15 protein-coding genes and 1 tRNA gene are annotated in these 19,330 nt (G+C 71.5%); 9 read left to right on the top strand and 7 right to left on the bottom strand.

What is annotated here, in order from left to right:
- Positions 1 to 36: 36 nt before the first annotated feature.
- The 3 genes from ACZ7CD_RS13915 to ACZ7CD_RS13905 form a co-directional block, all read right to left on the bottom strand.
- Entirely contained in the window at positions 37 to 1,779 is a 1,743-nt protein-coding gene (locus tag ACZ7CD_RS13915; protein ID WP_360385867.1) for a GGDEF domain-containing protein, read from the bottom strand.
- Positions 1,750 to 1,820, bottom strand: a tRNA-Gln gene (locus ACZ7CD_RS13910). Before ACZ7CD_RS13910 ends, ACZ7CD_RS13915 begins: the two co-directional genes overlap by 30 nt.
- Positions 1,821 to 1,920: 100 nt before the next feature.
- Positions 1,921 to 3,060 carry an alpha/beta hydrolase family protein gene (locus ACZ7CD_RS13905; protein ID WP_470369473.1) on the bottom strand — a complete coding sequence of 380 codons (1,140 nt, stop codon included), beginning with the start codon at positions 3,058 to 3,060 and terminating at the stop codon, positions 1,921 to 1,923.
- Between the two features lie 73 nt (positions 3,061 to 3,133).
- Between ACZ7CD_RS13905 and ACZ7CD_RS13900 the strand changes: the two genes are divergently transcribed.
- Positions 3,134 to 3,733: a TetR/AcrR family transcriptional regulator gene (locus tag ACZ7CD_RS13900; RefSeq protein WP_360386666.1), complete on the top strand. Its 600-nt coding sequence runs from the start codon at positions 3,134 to 3,136 to the stop codon at positions 3,731 to 3,733.
- A 123-nt stretch (positions 3,734 to 3,856) separates the two neighbouring features.
- Here ACZ7CD_RS13900 and ACZ7CD_RS13895 read toward each other — a convergent pair whose 3' ends face one another.
- Both ACZ7CD_RS13895 and ACZ7CD_RS13890 read right to left on the bottom strand, forming a co-directional pair.
- Complete coding sequence (locus tag ACZ7CD_RS13895; protein WP_360385871.1) at positions 3,857 to 4,966, bottom strand: PQQ-dependent sugar dehydrogenase; 1,110 nt, start codon at positions 4,964 to 4,966, stop codon at positions 3,857 to 3,859.
- Positions 4,967 to 5,120: 154 nt separating this feature from the next.
- Positions 5,121 to 5,249, bottom strand: coding sequence for a DUF4291 family protein (locus tag ACZ7CD_RS13890; RefSeq protein ID WP_470379114.1), 129 nt, complete (start codon positions 5,247 to 5,249; stop codon positions 5,121 to 5,123).
- Positions 5,250 to 5,401: 152 nt separating this feature from the next.
- Here ACZ7CD_RS13890 and mfd point away from each other — a divergent pair, with 152 nt between their 5' ends.
- The 5 genes from mfd to ACZ7CD_RS13865 are packed head-to-tail and all read left to right on the top strand — an operon-like array spanning position 5,402 to position 14,705.
- A complete protein-coding gene (mfd, locus tag ACZ7CD_RS13885; protein ID WP_360385873.1) occupies positions 5,402 to 8,956 on the top strand; it encodes a transcription-repair coupling factor in 3,555 nt (1,184 codons plus the stop codon).
- A gap of 13 nt (positions 8,957 to 8,969) precedes the next feature.
- The gene (locus ACZ7CD_RS13880) at positions 8,970 to 9,911 is read left to right on the top strand and encodes a hypothetical protein (protein ID WP_360385875.1); all 942 of its coding nucleotides are present in this window, start codon (positions 8,970 to 8,972) and stop codon (positions 9,909 to 9,911) included.
- Entirely contained in the window at positions 9,908 to 10,828 is a 921-nt protein-coding gene (locus ACZ7CD_RS13875; protein ID WP_470378997.1) for a nucleoside triphosphate pyrophosphohydrolase, read from the top strand. Before ACZ7CD_RS13880 ends, ACZ7CD_RS13875 begins: the two co-directional genes overlap by 4 nt.
- Positions 10,829 to 10,857: 29 nt before the next feature.
- The gene (locus ACZ7CD_RS13870; RefSeq protein ID WP_470378996.1) at positions 10,858 to 14,034 is read left to right on the top strand and encodes a S41 family peptidase; all 3,177 of its coding nucleotides are present in this window, start codon (positions 10,858 to 10,860) and stop codon (positions 14,032 to 14,034) included.
- A 41-nt stretch (positions 14,035 to 14,075) separates the two neighbouring features.
- Positions 14,076 to 14,705 carry a hypothetical protein gene (locus ACZ7CD_RS13865; RefSeq protein WP_470378995.1) on the top strand — a complete coding sequence of 210 codons (630 nt, stop codon included), beginning with the start codon at positions 14,076 to 14,078 and terminating at the stop codon, positions 14,703 to 14,705.
- Here ACZ7CD_RS13865 and ACZ7CD_RS13860 read toward each other — a convergent pair whose 3' ends face one another.
- Positions 14,706 to 15,512 carry a lysozyme family protein gene (locus tag ACZ7CD_RS13860; RefSeq protein WP_458429435.1) on the bottom strand — a complete coding sequence of 269 codons (807 nt, stop codon included), beginning with the start codon at positions 15,510 to 15,512 and terminating at the stop codon, positions 14,706 to 14,708. It abuts the gene before it with no gap.
- 130 nt (positions 15,513 to 15,642) lie between these two features.
- Between ACZ7CD_RS13860 and efeU the strand changes: the two genes are divergently transcribed.
- From efeU to efeB, 3 genes are read left to right on the top strand one after another with little or no spacing between them, the layout of a single operon-like run.
- Entirely contained in the window at positions 15,643 to 16,461 is an 819-nt protein-coding gene (gene efeU / locus ACZ7CD_RS13855; RefSeq protein ID WP_360385884.1) for an iron uptake transporter permease EfeU, read from the top strand.
- A 20-nt stretch (positions 16,462 to 16,481) separates the two neighbouring features.
- Complete coding sequence (gene efeO, locus ACZ7CD_RS13850) at positions 16,482 to 17,597, top strand: iron uptake system protein EfeO (RefSeq protein ID WP_470378994.1); 1,116 nt, start codon at positions 16,482 to 16,484, stop codon at positions 17,595 to 17,597.
- Positions 17,594 to 18,832: an iron uptake transporter deferrochelatase/peroxidase subunit gene (gene efeB / locus ACZ7CD_RS13845; RefSeq protein ID WP_360385888.1), complete on the top strand. Its 1,239-nt coding sequence runs from the start codon at positions 17,594 to 17,596 to the stop codon at positions 18,830 to 18,832. The genes efeO and efeB overlap by 4 nt, the downstream gene beginning before the upstream one ends.
- Positions 18,833 to 18,839: 7 nt before the next feature.
- Here the strand turns inward: efeB and ACZ7CD_RS13840 are convergent, their stop codons facing one another.
- Complete coding sequence (locus ACZ7CD_RS13840; protein ID WP_360385890.1) at positions 18,840 to 19,223, bottom strand: tetratricopeptide repeat protein; 384 nt, start codon at positions 19,221 to 19,223, stop codon at positions 18,840 to 18,842.
- Between the last annotated feature and the right edge of the window lie 107 nt (positions 19,224 to 19,330).

Below are 19,330 nucleotides of genomic sequence, written 5' to 3'. Positions count from 1 at the left end.
CTAACAGGCTGGGTGGTTCGAAGTCCGCGGACCAGCCTAAGCCTCCGCGGAGGGCTCCCCCGCCACGGCCGCGACCCGGCAGCCGCCCTGGCGCTTCGCCACGTACATCGCCGAGTCGGCCCTCGACAGGGCCTGGTTGGCGGATTCACGCGGGCGCAGCGAGATGACGCCGACCGACAGCGTCACCCCGCGGGAGAGGTCGATTGGCAGGCCTGCCACCGCATCCACCGCCCGTCCGAGCGCGGCCTCCGCGGCGTGCAGGGGTGCTCCCGGCAGCAGCACCACGAACTCGTCGCCGCCGTAGCGGGCCACCATGTCGTCGCCGCGCAGGGCCTGGCGGAGTGTGCTGGCAATCACCCGAAGAACATCATCACCCTCGGCGTGGGAATGCCGGTCGTTCACGCCCTTGAACCCGTCGAGGTCCACCAGCGCGACCGAGAACGGGTAGACCTCGCCCGAGATGAGCTCGCGCATCTTGTCGTCGAGCGCGCGCCGGTTCGGCAGCCCGGTCAACGGGTCCTGCAACGCCTGCTGCGCGATCGCACCGTGGGTGCGCGTCAGCCGTTCGTGTTCACGTCGCGTCGTCAGCGTGGCGACCCGCGACTCGCGCATCTGCCAGAGCTCCAGCTCCAGCGCCGCGTTGTAGGCCTCCAAAGCGGACGTCGTGTGTGGACCGCAGAGGTGCGCGTACTCGCGTTCGAGCGACAGCAACAGCGACGGTTCCGACGTGTCGTGCTCCATCTGCGTGCGGGTGTCGCCGAGCACCTTCAGCGCGTCGTCCAGCCGGTTGGCCTCGACCAGGCACCGGGCCAGCGCTATCGCGACGATGATCAGCTCCCGCGCGTACATCGACAGCCCGCGCAGCGACCACAGCCGGTCGAGGTGGTCCTCGCTCGGGCGGGTCAGCGCCTGCGCGGCACCGAGGATCGGCACCTGCTCGGCGGCGTCGAGGTCGCGCCGGCCGGGGTGCAGCGACTGCCGGAACGGCACCTCCGCGGCCTCGGCGAGCCCGGCGGCGACCCGGAACTGCTCATCGGCCTCCTGCCGGAAGTTCACCCGTTCGAGGCGCAGGCCCCAGCCGATCCGCAACCGCGTGCGGTTCACCAGGTGCACGTAGATCTGGTGCGGCTGGCCGCTCTCCCACAGCGCGTTGTGCGCGCGGGCCAGCACGTCGTCGGCCATCTCGTAGACGCCCAGCTGGGTCAGCACCAGCGCGATGTCCTGCAACGTCGTGGCCAGCAGCTGGTCCCACGTGCGCTTGTCGAAGACCGGGTCGGGCTCCGGCTCCTCGTCGAGCATCATCGCGAGCGCCGCCGCGATCTCGGTGAGCGCCTTGTCCTCGGCGTTGCCCAGCAGGAACCGGCGCCCGCGCAACGCCCGCGCGTCCGCCTCCAGCACGATCAGGCCGTGCCGGCGGCAGTGCGCGAGCATCTCGTCGAGCTGCGGGTCCGACATGTCGACCAGGCCGGGCGTGACCAGCCGGACCACGGCGGCGGCGCGCAGCAGCTGCGCGACGATGCGGGGCTCACCGCGGCCCTGCGCCTCGGCCAGGATGTGGTCGATCTCGTTGGCCGCGTCGAGCTGCGCGGCGAGGTGGCTGCTCTGGGCCACGGCGACGAGCTCGCTCGCGCGGCCCACCAGCCACGCGTCGGACATCTCGTGGTGGCGGCGGCCCACGTTGCCCTGCTCGTCGACCGTCTCCTCGGGCAGCTCCGCACCTCCTGAAGACCCACGCGAACCAGTGTCCAGCTCCGCCACCAGGATTCGAACCTGGACCATCGGAACCAAAATCCGAGGTGCTGCCTTTACACCATGGCGGAACGGACGAGCCGGAGCCCGTCCTGCGCACATGTTGTCACGAGACCCGCTCCGCTTGTCCAACCACCACTCGACCGGCCGTGGCGGTGATCCGCCGCGAGATCACCGCCGCACGCCGATCGTGCTGGTCAGGAAGTCGCCGAGCTCCCTGCGGTACGTGTCCGGCGCCACATTCCATCCCGAAGTGTGGTCGGCGCCGGGGATCTCCACGTACCGCAGCGGCCACCCGAGACCGCCCGCCGCGGCGGCGAGGTCGCGTGACGACTGCGCGGGCACGGTGCCGTCCGCGGTGCCGTGGAAGACCAGCGTCGGGGGCTTGACCGCCGGCGGGTTGCGGACCAGGTCGAAGCGGTCGAAGTCGAGGTCGGCGCGCCAGCCGGAGACCAGCTCGGCGACCGGTGTGAGCCACGTGGGCACGCCCCGGTTGCGCGCCTGCAGGTCCAGCGTCTTCGACCAGCTGGTGACGGGGGAGTCGAGCACGACCCCGCTGACCGCGGCGGCCGTGCCGGAGCGGGCCAGGGTCTGCCCGACGATCGCGCCGCCCATCGACCAGCCGTAGAGCACGACCTCCCGCGCGCCCCTGCCCTGCGCGTACCGGATGGCCGCCTCGACGTCGCGCCACTCGGTGTCACCCAGGTGGTAGAAGCCGTCGGGGGAGGCGGGGGCGCCCGCGTCGTTGCGGTAGGTGATCAGCAGGACGGGCAGCCCGGCGCTGTGCAACTGCGGAACCACGCGCAGCGCCTCCTCCCGCGACGCGCCGCGGCCGTGCACGGTGACGACCCACGTGTCGCTGTTCTCGGCCGGCACCAGCCACGCGGGCATCTCGCCGAGCTCACCGGGCACCCGGACCTCGCTGTAGGTCAGGCCCAGCGTGGTCCTGGGGTCGCCCTCGTAGACGTCGGTCTCGATGCGCACCCGCGTGCCCTCCGGCGGCGCGGTGCCCTCCAGCAGCGGGCGTTCGACGCGGCCGTTCCGCGTCGCGGCCACGTCGCCGACCTTGGCGCTGCCGCCCGGCCAGACGAGGCCGAACGTGCCGGCCAGGGTGGACAGCCTCGACTCGGCCAGCACGACGGTGTCGCCGTCCCCGCCGAGGGAGGTCTCCGGGTACCGCTGCGGCACCTCGGCCGGTACCAGCAGCTCATCGCTGTAGTACCAGCCGATGCCGCCCAGCGCCGCCGTGACCAGCACGAGAAGGGACAGCAGCGTGGCTGCGGTGATCCGGATGATCTTGCGTCTGGCCATGGCCAGATCATCCACCGCCGCGGGCCGGACCGTGAGCCCGGCCACGTACGCTGGCTCGGTGGCACGGGTCAGGATGACGGGCGGGGAACGCCGCGAGCAGCTCCTGGACGTCTCCCGCTCCCTGTTCGCCGAGAAGGGCTTCGAGGCCACCTCGGTCGAGGAGATCGCGCACCGCGCCGGCGTCTCGAAACCGGTCGTCTACGAGCACTTCGGCGGCAAGGAAGGCATCTACGCCGTCATCGTCGACCGCGAGATGCGCCGCCTGATGGACCAGATCAGCACCGCGCTGGTGGTCGGCAGCCACCCGCGTGAGCTGCTCGAACAGGCCGCCTGCGCGTTGCTCGACTACATCGAGGGCTCGACCGACGGGTTCCGCATCCTGGTGCGCGACTCGCCCGTCGCCTCCACCTCCGGCACGTTCTCGTCGCTGCTGAACGACATCGCCTCGCAGGTCGAGCACATCCTCGCCCTGCACTTCGCGGAACGGGGCTACGACCGCGGGCTCGCGGGGCTGTACGCGCAGTCGCTGGTCGGGATGGTCGCCCTGACCGGGCAGTGGTGGCTGGAGGCGCGCAGGCCGAAGAAGGACGAGGTGGCGGCGCACCTGGTCAACCTCGCCTGGAACGGCCTGTCGGCGCTGGAGCACGAGCCCCGGCTGCGGTCCCGTTCCTGAGAGGGCGAAACGGAACGGGCCCCGCGCAGCGATGTCCCGGGTGGACGCACCGCGCCGTACGTCGAGGGGTCGAGCGGCACGGCGGTGGCCACGTGGTGGAGAGGGCCCGCGGTGCTGCGGGCCCTAGGCGGCCCCGGTGAGCTTGAGCAGCTTGTCGCCCGACCCGTTCGACGTCGTGACGTAGAGCGCCCCGTCGGGTGAGGTGCGGGCGGCGCGCAGCCGGCCGTACCGGTCGTTCAGCTCCTCGGGGATGCTGACGTCCCGCACCTTCCCGGCCTCGTCGAGGGTGAACAGCAGCAGCTTCGAGCCCTTCAACGCGGTGATCGCGAGCTTGCCGCCCCAGAACGCCGCCTGGCAGATCGCCTCCGTCGGCGACCCGGACGACCACACCGCGGGCACCGCGTCCGGGAACCGCTGCAGGTCGGTCATCGGCACGGACTCGTCGTACCCGCCCTGCGTGCCGCCTCTGGACGGGTCCCACCCGTAGTTGCCGCCCGCCTTCAGCAGGTTGACCTCGTCGTCGACCGACGGCCCGTGCTCGCTGGAGAACACCTGGTCGGTGCCCGGCCGGAACGCGACGCCCTGCACGTTGCGGTGCCCGAAGCTGTGGACCCGCCGCTCGTTGGCGTCGGCCGACGACTCGAACGGGTTGCCCTTGGCGCCCTCGCCGGTCTCGGGGTCGATCCGCAGCACCTTGCCGCCCAGGCTGGTCCGGTCCTGCGGGTTGCGCCCCTGCGCGACGTCACCGGTGGCCACCCACATCGCACCGTCCGGCCCGAGCGTCGGCCGGCACCCGGAGTGCCGCCCGCTGGAGTTCGACGGCATGCCGGTGAGCAGGTCCTTCGCCTTCGTCGCCTTGGTGCCGTCGAGCCGGTACGTCACCAGCCGGACGTCCCCGGTCGTGTTGTAGCAGGTGGTGAAGCGCTGCCCGTCCGGGTGGACGACGAGGCCCATCAGGCCGCCCTCGCCGCGCGCCTGCAGGTCGGTCAGGTCGATGTCGACCGGCGTGACCTGGCCGTTCTTGACGAGCTTGAGCGTGCCGGGGCGTTCGGTGACGAGCACAGAGCCGTCCGGCAGGAAGCCGAGGTCCCAGGCGTGCTGGAACCCGCCCGCGACCTCCTCCACCCGGAGGCCCTGCGGCGCGGGGGCCTTCGACGGCGCGGTGCCGCCCGGTTCGGGGGAGGAGCAGGCGGCGAGGGCCAGGACCGAGACAGCAGCAACGAGTGCGCGCATGTCCCAACTATGCGTTTTGTGCCGTTGCGGCGCCGTAAGGCCGCTCGATCGGCGGCAGAGCGCGTGCCGTGTCGTCGTCGTTCGCGCGGACCGCCGCGTGCACCTCGCGCGCAAGGCCGGTCACGTCCGTGATGCTGACCGTCCACTCGGTGATTCACACGGCCGGCACCCGCTCCAGCTTGAACGGCGGCACGAACCGTTGCGCCGCAACGGCCGGACCGGCGATCGCGGGCGAGCAGGCCTGGTGGACCACGATGGTCTGGTCGTCGAAGCCAGCCCTGATCCGTCTCTTCCCCGCGCACCCAGCGTGACCGCTCGACCCCCGCCGGAGCCACCCGATGAGTGGTCGCGGAACGGGCTATGGTGGGCAGCCGAGACCCCTCGCCCCAGGCAGGGGTCTGTCTGGCGTCTCCCACTCGACGGGGTTTGGAAATCATGCCGCTGCTCGGCCTGCTCGACGGTGTCCTGCCCGACAAGGCCCTCCGCACGTTGATCGACTCCGCCGGTGTGCCCGAGCTGGCGCTCGACGGCCCGCTGGCCGCCCGCCCGCTCGTGGCCGCCGCACTGTCCACCGTCCGGCCCGTCCTGGCCGTCACCGCGACCGGCCGCGAGGCCGAGGAGCTCACCAACGTCGTCCGCGACCTCATCGGCCACGACCGGGTCGCGTTCTTCCCGAGCTGGGAGACGTTGCCGCACGAGCGGCTCAGCCCGCGCGCGGACACCGTCGGCGCGCGGCTGCAGGTGCTGCGCAGGCTCAGGCACCCCGAGGGCAACCCGATCAAGGTGCTGGTCACGACGGTCCGCAGCCTCATCCAGCCGATGGCGCCCGGCCTGGGGGACCTCAGGCCGGTGCACCTGGTGGTCGGCGAGGAGCAGGACTTCGCCGAGCTCGTCACGCGGCTGGCCGAGAACGCCTACACCCGCGTCGACATGGTCGAGAAGCGCGGCGAGTACGCCACCCGCGGCGGCATCCTCGACATCTTCCCGCCCACCGCCGAGCACCCCTACCGCGTCGAGTTCTGGGGCGACGAGGTCAGCGAGATCCGGCCGTTCTCCGTGCAGGACCAGCGGTCGCTGCCCGAGGAGGTGCAGGAGTTCGTCGCGCCGCCGTGCCGTGAGCTGCTGCTGACCGACGACGTGCGGCACCGCGCGGCCGAGCTGGCGCAGGAGCACCGGTCGGACGCGCACCTGGCGGAGATGCTGGAGAAGATCTCCGGCGGCATCGCGGTCGAGGGCATGGAGGCGTTGATCCCCGCGCTGTGCCCCGGCGAGCTGCAGATGCTCACGGACGTGGTGCCCAGGGGCACGCACGTGCTGCTCAACGACCCGGAGAAGATCCGCGCCCGCGCCGCCGACCTGGTGCGCACCGGCCAGGAGTTCCTGGAGGCGTCGTGGATGGCGGCCGCGGGCGGCGGCAAGGCGCCGATCGACCTCGGGCGCAGCGCGTACCAGGGGATCGGTGAGGTCTCCGAGAGCGCGCGGGCCGGCGACCGTCCGTGGTGGACGCTCAGCCGGCTCACCACCGACGCCACCGACGTGGTGCACCTCGACGTCAAGCCGGTCGAGGCCTACTCCGGCGACGTCGAGCGGGCGTTCGCGGACCTCAAGGCGCACACGGCGACCGGCGGCGCGGCCGTGCTCGTCGTGCCCGGCGCCGGCACCGCGCACCGGGCCGAGGAACGGCTCAAGGAGGCCGAGGTCCCGGCCGTCTGCGTCGAGTCCCTCGACGAGGCGCCGAAGGCAGGCCTGGTCACGGTCGTGCGCGGTGCGCTCGAGGACGGCTTCGTGCTGCCGGACCTCGCGCTGGTCGTGCTGACCGAGACCGACCTGACCGGTGGCCGCGGCGGCACGTCCACGAAGGACATGCGCAAGATGCCGTCCAAGCGGCGCAACGCGGTCGACCCGCTGGCGCTCAAGGCCGGCGACTTCGTGGTGCACGAGCAGCACGGCATCGGCAAGTACGTGGAGATGGTCCAGCGCACCGTCGCCGGAGCGACCCGCGAGTACCTGGTGCTGGAGTACGCGTCGTCCAAGCGCGGTCAGCCCGGCGACCGGCTGTTCGTGCCGACCGACCAGCTCGACGAGGTCAGCCGGTACGTCGGCGGTGAGCTGCCCACGCTCAACAAGCTCGGCGGCAGCGACTGGAAGAACACGAAGTCCAAGGCGCGCAAGGCGGTCAAGCAGATCGCGGCCGAGCTGGTGCAGCTCTACGCGGCCCGGCAGTCGGCGCCCGGCCACGCGTTCGCGAGCGACACGCCGTGGCAGCGCGAGCTGGAGGACGCGTTCGCGTTCACCGAGACGCAGGACCAGATGGCCGCGATCGACGAGGTCAAGGCCGACATGGAGCGCGGCGTGCCGATGGACCGCGTCATCTGCGGTGACGTCGGCTACGGCAAGACGGAGATCGCGGTGCGCGCGGCGTTCAAGGCCGTGCAGGACGGCAAGCAGGTCGCGGTGCTGGTGCCGACGACGCTGCTGGCCCAGCAGCACCTCAACACGTTCTCCGAGCGCATGCGCCAGTTCCCGGTGAACATCAAGGGCCTGTCCCGCTTCACCGACCCGCAGGAGTCCGAGCAGACCGTCGCGGGCCTCGCGGACGGCGCGGTCGACATCGTCATCGGCACGCACCGGCTGCTGCAGAAGACCGTGCGGTACAAGGACCTCGGCCTCGTGATCGTCGACGAGGAGCAGCGGTTCGGCGTGGAGCACAAGGAGCACATCAAGGCGCTGCGCACGCACGTCGACGTGCTGACCATGTCCGCGACGCCCATCCCGCGCACCCTGGAGATGTCGCTCGCCGGCATCCGCGAGATGTCGACGATCCTCACCCCGCCGGAGGAGCGGCACCCGATCCTCACCTACGTCGGCGCGTACGACGACAAGCAGGTCGGTGCCGCGATCCGCCGCGAGCTGCTGCGCGACGGCCAGGTCTTCTTCGTGCACAACCGGGTCTCGTCGATCGAGAAGGCCGCGCGCCGCATCCGCGAGCTGGTCCCGGAGGCGCGGGTCGTCACCGCGCACGGCCAGATGAACGAGGACAAGCTCGAAAAGATCATCCAGGGCTTCTGGGAACGCGAGTTCGACGTCCTCGTCTGCACCACGATCGTCGAGACCGGTCTCGACATCTCCAACGCCAACACGCTGATCGTCGAGCGCGGCGACCTGCTCGGCCTCGCCCAGCTGCACCAGCTGCGCGGTCGCGTCGGCCGCGGCCGCGAACGCGGGTACGCGTACTTCCTCTACCCGCCCGAGACGCCGCTGACCGAGACCGCGCACGACCGGCTCGCGACGATCGCGCAGAACACCGAGCTGGGAGCCGGCATGGCGGTCGCCATGAAGGACCTGGAGATCCGCGGCGCCGGCAACATCCTCGGCGCCGAGCAGTCCGGTCACATCGCGGGCGTCGGCTTCGACCTGTACGTGCGCCTGGTCGGCGAGGCGGTCGAGGCGTTCCGCAAGCACGCGGGCGCCGACGGCGGTGCCGAGGAGGAGGAGCTCGCCGAGGTGCGGGTGGACCTCCCGGTCGACGCGCACATCCCGCACGACTACGTGCCCGGCGAACGGCTGCGGCTGGAGGCCTACCGCAAGATCGCGGCCGCCGCCGACGAGGCCGCGCTCCAGTCCGTCTGGGACGAGCTCAAGGACCGCTACGGCACGCCGCCGGAGCCGGTCGAGCGCCTGCTCGGCGTGGCCAGGCTGCGGCACACCTGCCGCCGCCACGGGGTCACCGAGGTGATCGCGATGGGCCAGAACATCCGGTTCGCGAAGCTGGAGCTGCTCGACTCGCAGCTCGTCCGGCTGCGCCGGCTGTTCCCCAAGGCCGTCTACAAGCAGGCGGTGGGCACGGTCACCGTGCCTAGGCCGACGGAGGGAGCGGCGGGCGGCCGGATGGGCGCACCGCAGCTGCGGGACCAGGAGCTGCTCGACTGGTGTGGCGCGTTCCTCGGCTCTCTGGCGGGGACTCCCGTGACCGGAGTCACCACGGCGTGAGAGGCTGATCCCCGTGAGCACTGTTCTGAAGCGTTTCTCGCTGGTCGGTGTTGCTGTGGCCCTGCTGGCCACCGGATGCGCCGCCGGGCCCGCGAAGGCCGGTTCGGCCGCGATCGTCGGAGGTCAGGCGATCGATCTGAAGACCGTCCAGGATCGCACCATCACGGTGCTCAAGAAGGAACCCGCCGCCCAGCAGATGCAGGACCAGGGCAAGCTGGACCAGGTCTCGCGGCTCGTGCTGGCCGACGAGATCACCCACAAGATCGCCGAGTACGCCGGGCAGCGCGAGAACATCTCGGTCGACGAGACCAAGGTGTACGACGCGATCCAGGAGCGCGGCGGTCCGGAGGAGGCGGCCAAGCAGAGCGAGCAGGACGCCACCACGATCCACCGCCGCCAGCGCGACGCGATGATCATGGGTGAGCTGGCCCGCCGCAACCTCTCCACCCTCCAGATCACGATCGACTTCTTCCAGGTCAAGGACCCGAAGGAAGCCAAGGACAAGGCCAGGGAGGCCGCGGCGGACCCGGCGAAGTTCGCCAGGTTCGTGCAGGAGGCACCGCGCACCTCCAGCGGTCAGCAGGCCTCGGCCACGAACCAGAAGGTCCGCGTCTCCGAGAACGCCTCGCTCGTGCACACCATGCTGTGGGGCGTGAAGCCCGGCACGGTCGTCGCGTTCCCCGCCGACGAGCAGCAGGCCAGCTGGATGGTCGCGCTGGTCAAGGAGCGCACCACGGTCCCGGCGACGCCGGGCGAGGACGAGCTGGCCGACCGGATGGACCCGCGGCTGCTCGCGGCGTTCGGCCTGCGGATCGCCCAGTTCCACGCGGCCGACCTCGACATCGAGGTCAACCCCCGCTACGGCGTGTGGGACCCGACCGGTGCCACCGTCGTCGGCAAGGCCGGCGAGCAGGCCGGTTTCGTCGGCGTGAGCGCGAACCAGAAGAAGTCTTGATCACCGTCGTCGTCCTCAGCGAGCGGCTCGGCGCCGTGCTCCCCGCTGCCGCCCTGCCCGCGTTGCGCACGGCCACCGCCGTGTACGCGGGCGAGGGCGTGCCGGTGGAGTCCTGGTCGGCGTACGGCGTCGACGGGGCCGCTCCCGAGGTGCCGGAAGACGGTGCCGTGGTGCTGACGACCTCCGCCTCCGCCTACCCCGGCTCCACCGTGATCACCACGCCGGAGCCGCTGGGCGCCGGGCTGCTCGACGCGGCCGCGGTGATGCACCGGCTGCGGTCGCCCGGCGGGTGCCCGTGGGACGCCGAGCAGGACCACGACTCGCTGCGCCAGTACCTGGTCGAGGAGACGTTCGAGCTGCTCGAAGCCATCGAGGACGGCGACAGGGCAGCGATGCGCGAAGAGCTCGGCGACGTGCTGCTGCAGGTGCTGTTCCACGCGCGCGTCGCGGCGGAGCACGCGGAGGACCCGTTCGACATCGACGCGGTGGCCGCCGAGCTGGTCGCGAAGCTGGTCGGCCGGCACCCGCACGTGTTCGAGGGCCACGACCCGGCCGTGCACGACGCGACCTCGCAGGAGCACCGCTGGGAGGAGCTCAAGCAGGCCGAGAAGCGCCGCGAGTCCAGTGTGGACGGTGTGGCGCTCGGTCAGCCGGCGGTCGCGCTCGCCGCGAAGCTGGTGCAGCGCACCGGACGCGCCGGTCTCCCGGTCGACCTGTTGCCCGAGGGCGACGACACGGGCACGACGTTGTTCGCCGTGACCGCGCTGGCCAGGCTCGCCGGTGAGGACCCGGAGACGGAGCTGCGCCAGGTGTGCAGGCAGTTCGCCGCCAGGGTGCGGGATGCCGAAGCGAAAGCACGGGCCGAAGGTCTGGAATCTGTGACAGCGGAGGACTGGCGTCGCTTTTGGCCCTCCTGAACCGGTGACGGTGGGCTAACGTCGATCACGTGACTTACCTGCGGTATCCGCACCTTCGCGGTGACTTGGTGACGTTCGTGGCCGAGGACGACGTGTGGCTCGCCCCCGTCGGCGGAGGAAGGGCCTGGCGCGCGTCCGCCGACCAGGTACCCGTCCGCTCGCCGCGGTTCTCGCCCGACGGCACCCAGCTGGCCTGGGCCAGCTGGATCGACGGGGCCCCCGAGGTGCGGGTGGCCCCTGTGGACGGTGGCCCCGCACGCCGGTTGACGCACTTCGGCGTCGCCCGCACGGCGGTGTCGGGTTGGACGCCGGACGGCCGGGTGGTCGCCGTCTCGACGACCGGTCAGATGTCCCGGCACCGCAAGCAGGCCTGGGCCGTGCCGCTCGACGGCGAACCGCCAGAGCTGCTGCCGTTCGGGTGGGTCAACGACGTCTCGTTCGGCCCGGACGGGCAGGTCGTCACCTCGTCCAGCTACATGCAGGACCCCTCCTACTGGAAGCGGTACCGCGGCGGCACCGCCGGGAAGCTGTGGGTGGACGAGGCGGGCGACGGCGAGTTCGCCCGCATCCTGGTGGACCTGAAGTCGCCGCTGACGAACCCGATGTGGGTGGACGGGCGGATCGCGTTCCTGTCCGACCACGACGGCGTCGGCAGCGTGTACTCGGTGGCGCCGGACGGCACGGACCTGCGGCGTCACACCGAGCTGGAGTTCTACGCCCGCAACGCCTCCACCGACGGTTCACGGGTGATCTTCCACTCCGCCGGTGAGCTGTGGCTGCTGGAGGGCCTGTCGGAGCTGCGCAAGCTCGACATCCGGCTGGGCGGGCCGCGCACCGGCCTGCAGCAGCACCACGTCAAGGCCTCCGGCAACGTCGACTCGTTCAGCGTCGACCACACCGGCCGCGCGTCCGCCGTCGAGGTGCGCGGTTCCGTGCACTGGGTGACGCACCGCGACGGCCCCGTGCGCGCGTTGGCCGAACGCTCCGACGTGCGCGCGCGGCTGCCGAAGGTCCTCGGCGAGACGGGCCACGTGGTGTGGGTGACCGACGTCGAGGGCGAGGAGGCGCTGGAGATCGCGCCCGTCGGCGGTGTCGAGCCCGGCAACACCGCCCGCCGCGTCGCGTCCGGTCAGCTCGGCCGGGTGCTGTCGCTGGTCGCCGCGCCGGACGGGTCGCGCGTGGCGGTCGGGACGCACGACGGCCGGTTGCTGCTGGTGGACATCGCCTCCGGCGAGGTGCGGGAGGTCGTCTCCGGCGCCAACGCGAACGTGAGCAACCTGGCGTTCTCGCCCGACTCGGCGTGGCTCGCGTGGTCGCACCCCGGCCCCACGCCGTTGCGGCACATCAAGATGGCGAACGTGACGGACCTGTCGGTCGTGGACGTGACGCCGCTGCGGTTCGCCGACTTCTCGCCGGCCTTCACCGAGGACGGCAAGCACCTGGCGTTCCTGTCGGTCCGGACGTTCGACCCGGTCTACGACGCGCACGTCTTCGACCTGTCGTTCCCGACCGGCTGCCGCCCGTACCTGGTGCCGCTGGCCGCGACGACGCCGTCACCGTTCGCCCCGACGCGCGGCGGCCGTCCCGTGGACGACGAGGACGACGACAAGGACTCCTCGGACGACGACGACAAGCCCCCGGTGTCGAAGGTCGACATCGACGGCCTGGCCGGCCGCGTGGTGCCGGTGCCCGTGCCCGGTGCGGAGTACTCGGGCCTGCGCGCGGCCCGCGGCGGCCTGCTGTGGCTGCGCCGTCCGTTGCTCGGGGTGCTCGGCGACAACCTGGCCACCCCGGACGCCCGCCCGCCGCGCACGGTGCTGGAGCGGTTCGACTTCGCGAAGCAGAAGACCGAGTGCCTGGCCGACAGCGCGGACGCGTTCGCGGTGTCCGGTGACGGCCGCCGGATGGTCGTCGAGGACCGCGGTGACCTGCGCGTCGTGCCGACCGACAGCAAGGCCGACGAGGACTCGGCCGACTACGTCGAGATCGACCTGGCGCGGGTGCGCGTGGTCGTCGACCCGGCGCTCGAATGGGCGCAGATGTACGCCGAGAACGGCCGTCTCATGCGCGACAACTTCTGGCGCACCGACATGGGCGGCGTCGACTGGCAGGGCGAGCTCGACCGCTACCGCCCGCTGGTCGAGAAGCTCGGCAGCCACGACGACCTCGTCGACCTGCTGTGGGAGGTGCAGGGCGAGCTCGGCACGTCCCACGCCTACGTCTGGGGCTCGGCGCACCACGTGCCGACGTCCCGCCGCCAGGGCCTGCTGGGCGCCGACCTGGAACGCGTCGACGGCTCCTGGCTCGTGCGCCGGGTGATCCCCGGCGAGACCTCCGACCCGCACGCCCGTTCACCGCTGACGGCGCCAGGGGTGGCCGTGCGCGCGGGCGACGCCATCGTGGCCGTGGACGGTCGTCCGGTCGGACTGGGCGGCCCCGCGCCGTTGCTGGTGGGCACGGCGGGCAAGCCCGTCGAACTGACCGTGCGCCCCGGTGGTGGTGGCGAACTGCGTCGGGTCGTGGTCGTGCCGTTGGCCGATGAGGAGCCGTTGCGCTACCACGACTGGGTGGTCGGCCGACGCGCATTCGTGCACGAGAAGTCCGGCGGTCGCGTCGGCTACCTGCACGTTCCGGACATGATGGGCGCGGGCTGGGCCCAGCTGCACCGCGACCTGCGCGTGGAGCTGACCCGCGAGGCCCTGGTGCTGGACGTCCGCGAGAACGGCGGCGGCCACACCTCCCAGCTCGTGATCGAGAAGCTCGGCCGCAAGGTCATCGGCTGGTCCGTCGCCCGCGGCTACACCGCGTCCGAGAGCTACCCCCAGGACGCCCCGCGCGGCCCGGTCGTGGCGGTGGCCGACGAGTTCGCGGGCTCCGACGGCGACATCGTGAACGTGGCCATCAAGGAGCTGGGCATCGGCCCGGTCATCGGCGTCCGCACGTGGGGCGGCGTGATCGGCATCGACATGCGCTACTCCCTGGTCGACGGCACGATGGTCACCCAGCCGAGGTACGCGTCGTACTTCAACGGCCACGGCTGGGACGTCGAGAACTACGGCGTCGACCCGGACATCGAGGTGGTCATGACCCCCGCGGACCGCGTTTCCGGCCGCGACCCCCAACTCGAACGTGCCGTCTCCCTTACTCTGGAAAGGCTTTCGTCTTCACCGGCAGCTCACGCTCCGGAGTTGCCGCCTCTCGCGTGAGTACACCATCGTGTGGCTGAAGAACTGTGACGCACTGTTCCTTGTGGACGATCAACAAGACGGAACAGTTGTCCTCGTGCGGGGGTGTGTCGCAGATGAGTCACCGTGAAGAGCCGCGCAGTGGCCGTGGGTGCTTCGGGGCCGTGGTCGTCGTCCCGTTCCTGGCGCTCACCGGCATGTTCGCACTGATCGCCCTGACGGGGTCGCCGGAGGAAGCCCCTCTGGCGGCCCCGCCGGCCACCAGGCCCACCTCGCAGTGGTGGACCGAGCCGTTCGACGCGCTCACCACCTCCACGATCACCGAAACCGTTGTGGTGCAAGGGCAGGCGCGCGAGCTGAAGGGGGCGCGGCCGGCGACGCGGACGCAGGTGGTGGGCACGACGGTGACCGAGACCGTGCGGGTGCCGGTGTCCTCGTCCAAGCCGTCGGCGGTGGGGCGGAACGAGGAGCCCGATGTGCCCGGGGACGAGGACTCTTCGGTTTCGCCGTCTACTTCGGACAGCTCTCGGCCGGTGGTGACGTCCAGCGTGGTTCCGCCGCCGCCTTCTTCTGCGTCGGTGGTTCCTTCGGAGACGACGGTGCCGTCGTCGGCTCCGGGAAGGGCGCGCCCCGGTTCCGCCGCCGACCCCAGCCGGCCGTCCGCCTCAGCGAGCCACCGCAACCAGGCCTGACTACGGCATGCTGGCCCGTGCGTACGCGTCAGCCCCGCTGAACACGTTCTGCCCGTACTCCACGGAGTTGTTGTAGGCGAGCACGGCGGCCCACCAGCCGGCGCCGGTGCCGAGGTCGCGGGCACCGCCGCCGCACAGGTAGCGGGCCGCGGTGAGGGCGGCGTCGTCGATGTTCTGCGGGTCGGCGGGGAGGCCGTCGGGGGCGGCGCGTTTGGCCCAGCGGTTCCAGGTGCCGGGGATGAACTGCATCGGGCCCACCGCGCGGTCCCAGGTGGTGTCGGTGTCCAAGCGGCCGCCGTCGGTGTCGTGGATGGCCTTGACGCCGGGGGAGCCGTCCAGGGGGATGCCGATGATCGGGCGGGAGGGCAGGCCGTTGTCCTGGAGGCGGGCCCCGTTGATGTTGCCGTGGTGGGACTCGATGCGGCCGATGCCCGCGAGGGTGGCCCAGGAGATGCGGCACGCCGGGGCGTCGCGTTGCATCGTCAGGTCCGCGTTGGCGTAGGCGTGCAGGGCGCGGGCCGGGATGTCGGTCTTCGACGCCACGCGGGTGGCCCACTCGGTCAGCGGGCTGTCGCCGGTGGCGGGGTTCGGGGCGACGGCGTTGCCGGGGGCGGCGGCGCCGGGCTCGACCTCCTGGAGGGGGACGAGGAACGGCGGCGGGCCGAGGGGGGCTGCGGAGCGGCGGTTCAGGGCGCCCAGGCCCCACGCTCCTGCTGCCACGACCACGATCAGCAGCAGCACCAGGACGATGCGGCCGAAGATGGCGGCGTTGCGCGAGCGGCTTCGGGGTGCGGACGGCGGGACCACGAGACCCAGGCTACGTGCTCCCGGCAAGCGGGTGGCTGCGTGAACCGTGATGCAAACGGCACTGTCGGCGGCTGGACATACAGGTGAGCCTTACCTAAATTCAGGCCGACCTGATTCACGGAGGCGTCGGATGCTGTTCGCAAATGGCCTGATCGGGCTGCGGGAGGGGCTTGAGGCCGCACTCGTGGTGAGCATCCTGATCGCATTTCTGGTTAAAACGGACAGAAGGTACGCGCTGAAGTGGGTCTGGGTCGGCGTGGTGACCGCGCTGGTGCTTTCCGTGACGGCGGGGGCGGTCATCACCTTCGCCGGTGCGAGCATGACCTTTGAGCAGCAGGAAGCGTTCGGCGGGACGATGTCGGTCATCGCGGTCGCGTTCGTCACGGGAATGATCTTCTGGATGCGGCGCGCCGCCAAGACGATCGCGGCCGAGCTGCGCGGCAAAATGGACGAAGCGCTCAACGTCGGACCGCTCGCGGTCGTTGTCGTGTCCTTTTTGTCGGTCGCCCGGGAAGGGCTCGAAACCGCCGTCTTCTTCTATTCCAGCGTGCAGGCCGCGGGTGGGGGAACGACGCAGCCGCTGATCGGGTTCCTCGGCGGGATCGCGGTGGCGGTCGCCATCGCCGCCGGGCTCTACGCGGGGGCCATCCGGTTCGACCTCGGCCGGTTCTTCACCGTCACGGGCGTGCTGCTCGTCTTCGTCGCGGCCGGGGTGCTCAGCTACGGCATCCACGACCTGCAGGAGGCGGCGATCCTGCCGGGGCTCGACACGCTCGCGTTCGACATCAGCGACGTGCTGCCGGAGGACTCCTGGTACGGCGCGCTGCTCAAGGGCTTCTTCAACTACTCGCAGCGGACGTCGGTGCTGCAGGCCGTCGCGTGGGTCTCCTACGTGGCGGTCGTCCTGTCCCTCTTCCTCGTCCGGCCGCGCGCTCGCGCGGCCGCCTGAAACAGATCACTGGAGTTGCCGTGCGGAAGGCAGCAGTCGTCCTGGGCTCACTCGTGGTGCTGGCCGCCTGCGGCAGCGCTCCGGAGAACGCCGCGAGCGGCGCCATCGCGGTCGAGGCGAGCGACAGCGCGTGCAAGGTCGCGAAGACCGAGGCGGGGACCGGCAACGTCGCGTTCGAGGTGACGAACAAGGGCACCAAGGTCACCGAGTTCTACCTGTACGCGGAGGGCGACCGCATCCTCGGCGAGGTCGAGAACATCGGCCCCGGCCTCACCCGCAAGCTGATCGTCGAGGTCACCGAGGCCGGCAAGTTCCAGACCGCCTGCAAGCCCGGCATGAAGGGCGACGGCATCCGCGGCGACTTCACCGTCACCGGTGACGCCAAGAAGTCGACCGACGGCGACGCGCTGCTGGCCGAGGCGACGAAGAGCTACCAGCGCTACGTCTCCTCGCAGGCCGACCAGCTGCTCGTGAAGACCGAGGAGTTCGTGGGCGCCGTCAAGGCCAAGGAGGTCGACGAGGCCAAGGCCCTGTACCCGGTGTCGCGGATCTACTGGGAGCGCATCGAACCGGTCGCGGAGAGCTTCGGCGACCTCGACCCGAAGATCGACGGCCGCGAGGACGTGATCGAGGAGGGCATGGCCTTCACCGGCTACCACCGCCTGGAGAAGGACCTGTGGGCGTCCGGGTTGCAGGCCGACTCCGACAGGATCGCCGACCAGTTGCTGGCCGACGTCAAGGAGATCGTGGGCAGGGCCAAGGCCGTCGAGCTCACGCCCGTGCAGCTCGCCAACGGCGCCAAGGAGCTGCTCGACGAGGTCGCCACCGGCAAGATCACCGGCGAGGAGGACCGCTACTCGCACACCGACCTGTGGGACTTCCGGTCCAACGTGGACGGTTCGCAGGCCGCCGTCGCGGCGCTGCGACCGGTGGTGCAGCAGCGGGACGCGGCCCTCGTGTCCACGCTGGACGAGAAGTTCAAGGCCCTCGACGAGGCGCTGGAGAAGCACCGCAGGGGCGACGGGTTCGCGCTGTACACCGAGCTCTCCCAGGACGAGGTCAAGGCGCTGGCCGAGGCCGTCGACGCGCTGGGCGAGCCGGTCAGCAGGGTCGCCGAGGTGGTGTCGGCCAAGTGAGCGGGGTGTCACGGCGCAGGTTGTTCGGGTACGCGGGCGCCGGGGTGGCGCTCGCGGGGACCGGTGCGGCGGCCGGCGCGTTCGCCGTCAGGGCGGCGCCGGAGGCCGAGAACGCCGCGGCGGCGCAGGTGCCGTTCCACGGCGACGTCCAGGCGGGCATCACCACGCCCGCCCAGGACCACATGCACTTCGTCGCGCTCGACGTGAAGACGAAGAACCGGGCCGAGCTCGTCGACCTGCTCAAGCAGTGGACGCGGGCCGCGGAACGGATGACCGCGGGCCAGGAGGCCGCCGAGAACGGTGCCGTCGGCGGCAACGCCGACGCCCCGCCCAAGGACACCGGCGAGGCGCTCGGTCTCCCGGCCTCCGCGCTGACGCTGACGATCGGCTTCGGCCCGTCGCTCTTCGACGACCGGTTCGGGCTGGCCGGTCAGCGGCCGGAGGCGTTGATCGACCTGCCGCGGTTCCCGAAGGACGACCTCGACCCGGCTCGCAGCAACGGCGACATCTGCCTCCAGGCCTGCGCGAACGACCCGCAGGTCGCCGTGCACGCCATCCGCAACCTGGTCAGGATCGGCTTCGGCCGGGTCGCGGTGCGCTGGTCGCAGCTCGGGTTCGGCCGCACGTCCTCGACCACGCGGGCGCAGGCCACACCGCGCAACATGTTCGGGTTCAAGGACGGCACCCGCAACATCAAGGCCGAGGACACCGACCTGCTGCGCGACCACGTGTGGGTCGCGGAGGGCCCCGAGTGGATCCGCGGCGGCACCTACCTGGTGACCCGCCGGATCCGCATGCACGTCGAGATCTGGGACCGCACCTCGCTGAACGAGCAGGAGCAGATCGTCGGCCGCTCCAAGGGCGAGGGCGCCCCGCTCGGGCAGGCCCGGGAGTTCGACGAGCCGGACCTGCACGTCAAGGGCGCGGGCGGGGTGCCGCGGATCGGCGAGCTCGCCCACGTCCGGCTCGCGTCGCCGGAGTCGTTGAACGGCGCCAGGATACTGCGCCGCGGCTACAACTTCACCGACGGCTCCGACGGGCTCGGGCACCTCGACGCCGGCCTGTTCTTCGTGGCGTTCAACCGGGACTCCCGCACGGCGTTCGTGCCGATGCAGCAGGCGCTGTCCACAAAGGACAAGATGATGGAGTACCTGGAGCACACCGGTTCCGGGCACTTCGCCGTGCCCCGCGGCGTGCAGCCGGGCGGCTACTGGGGTGAGGCGCTGTTCCGGTAGGCGGTGCTCAGCCCGGCCGGCCGCCGCCCAGCGCCAGCCTGGCCTTCACCTCGCCGAGCGCCTCCTGGTACTCCGGCGACGGGTTCATCGCGACCGCCATCCGCAGCTGCGCCAGCGCCTCGGTGAGCCGCTGCTGCCGTTGCAGCGTCTTGCCGAGCGCGAACCGGGCGTAGTGGTCGCTCGGGTCGAGGTCGAGGACCTTGCGGAACGCCTCCTCCGCCCGCCGCAGCTGCGCGGTCCCGAGGTAGGCGCGGCCGGCGAGCAGCTGCACGGACGGCGCGTCCGGGGCCTCGTCCAGCACCTGCCGCAGTTCGCGCAGCGCGTCCAACGGCCGCTGCTGGCCCAGCAACGCCTCCGCCCTGCGGAAAGCTTCGAAGGTGCCGTCCGTCATTCGATCAACGGTACCCACCGCGGGCGGGTTCTTCGACTGCCGTCCGGGCGACAGAACTCGAAAGGGGTGGTCGCGGGGCGTCGAACCCGCTGCGCGAGCGGGACACC

The organism is Lentzea sp. NPDC036949, from assembly GCF_055608075.1.
Note: the sequence above shows the minus strand (reverse complement) of the source record. Positions and strands in the feature narration are given on the sequence as shown.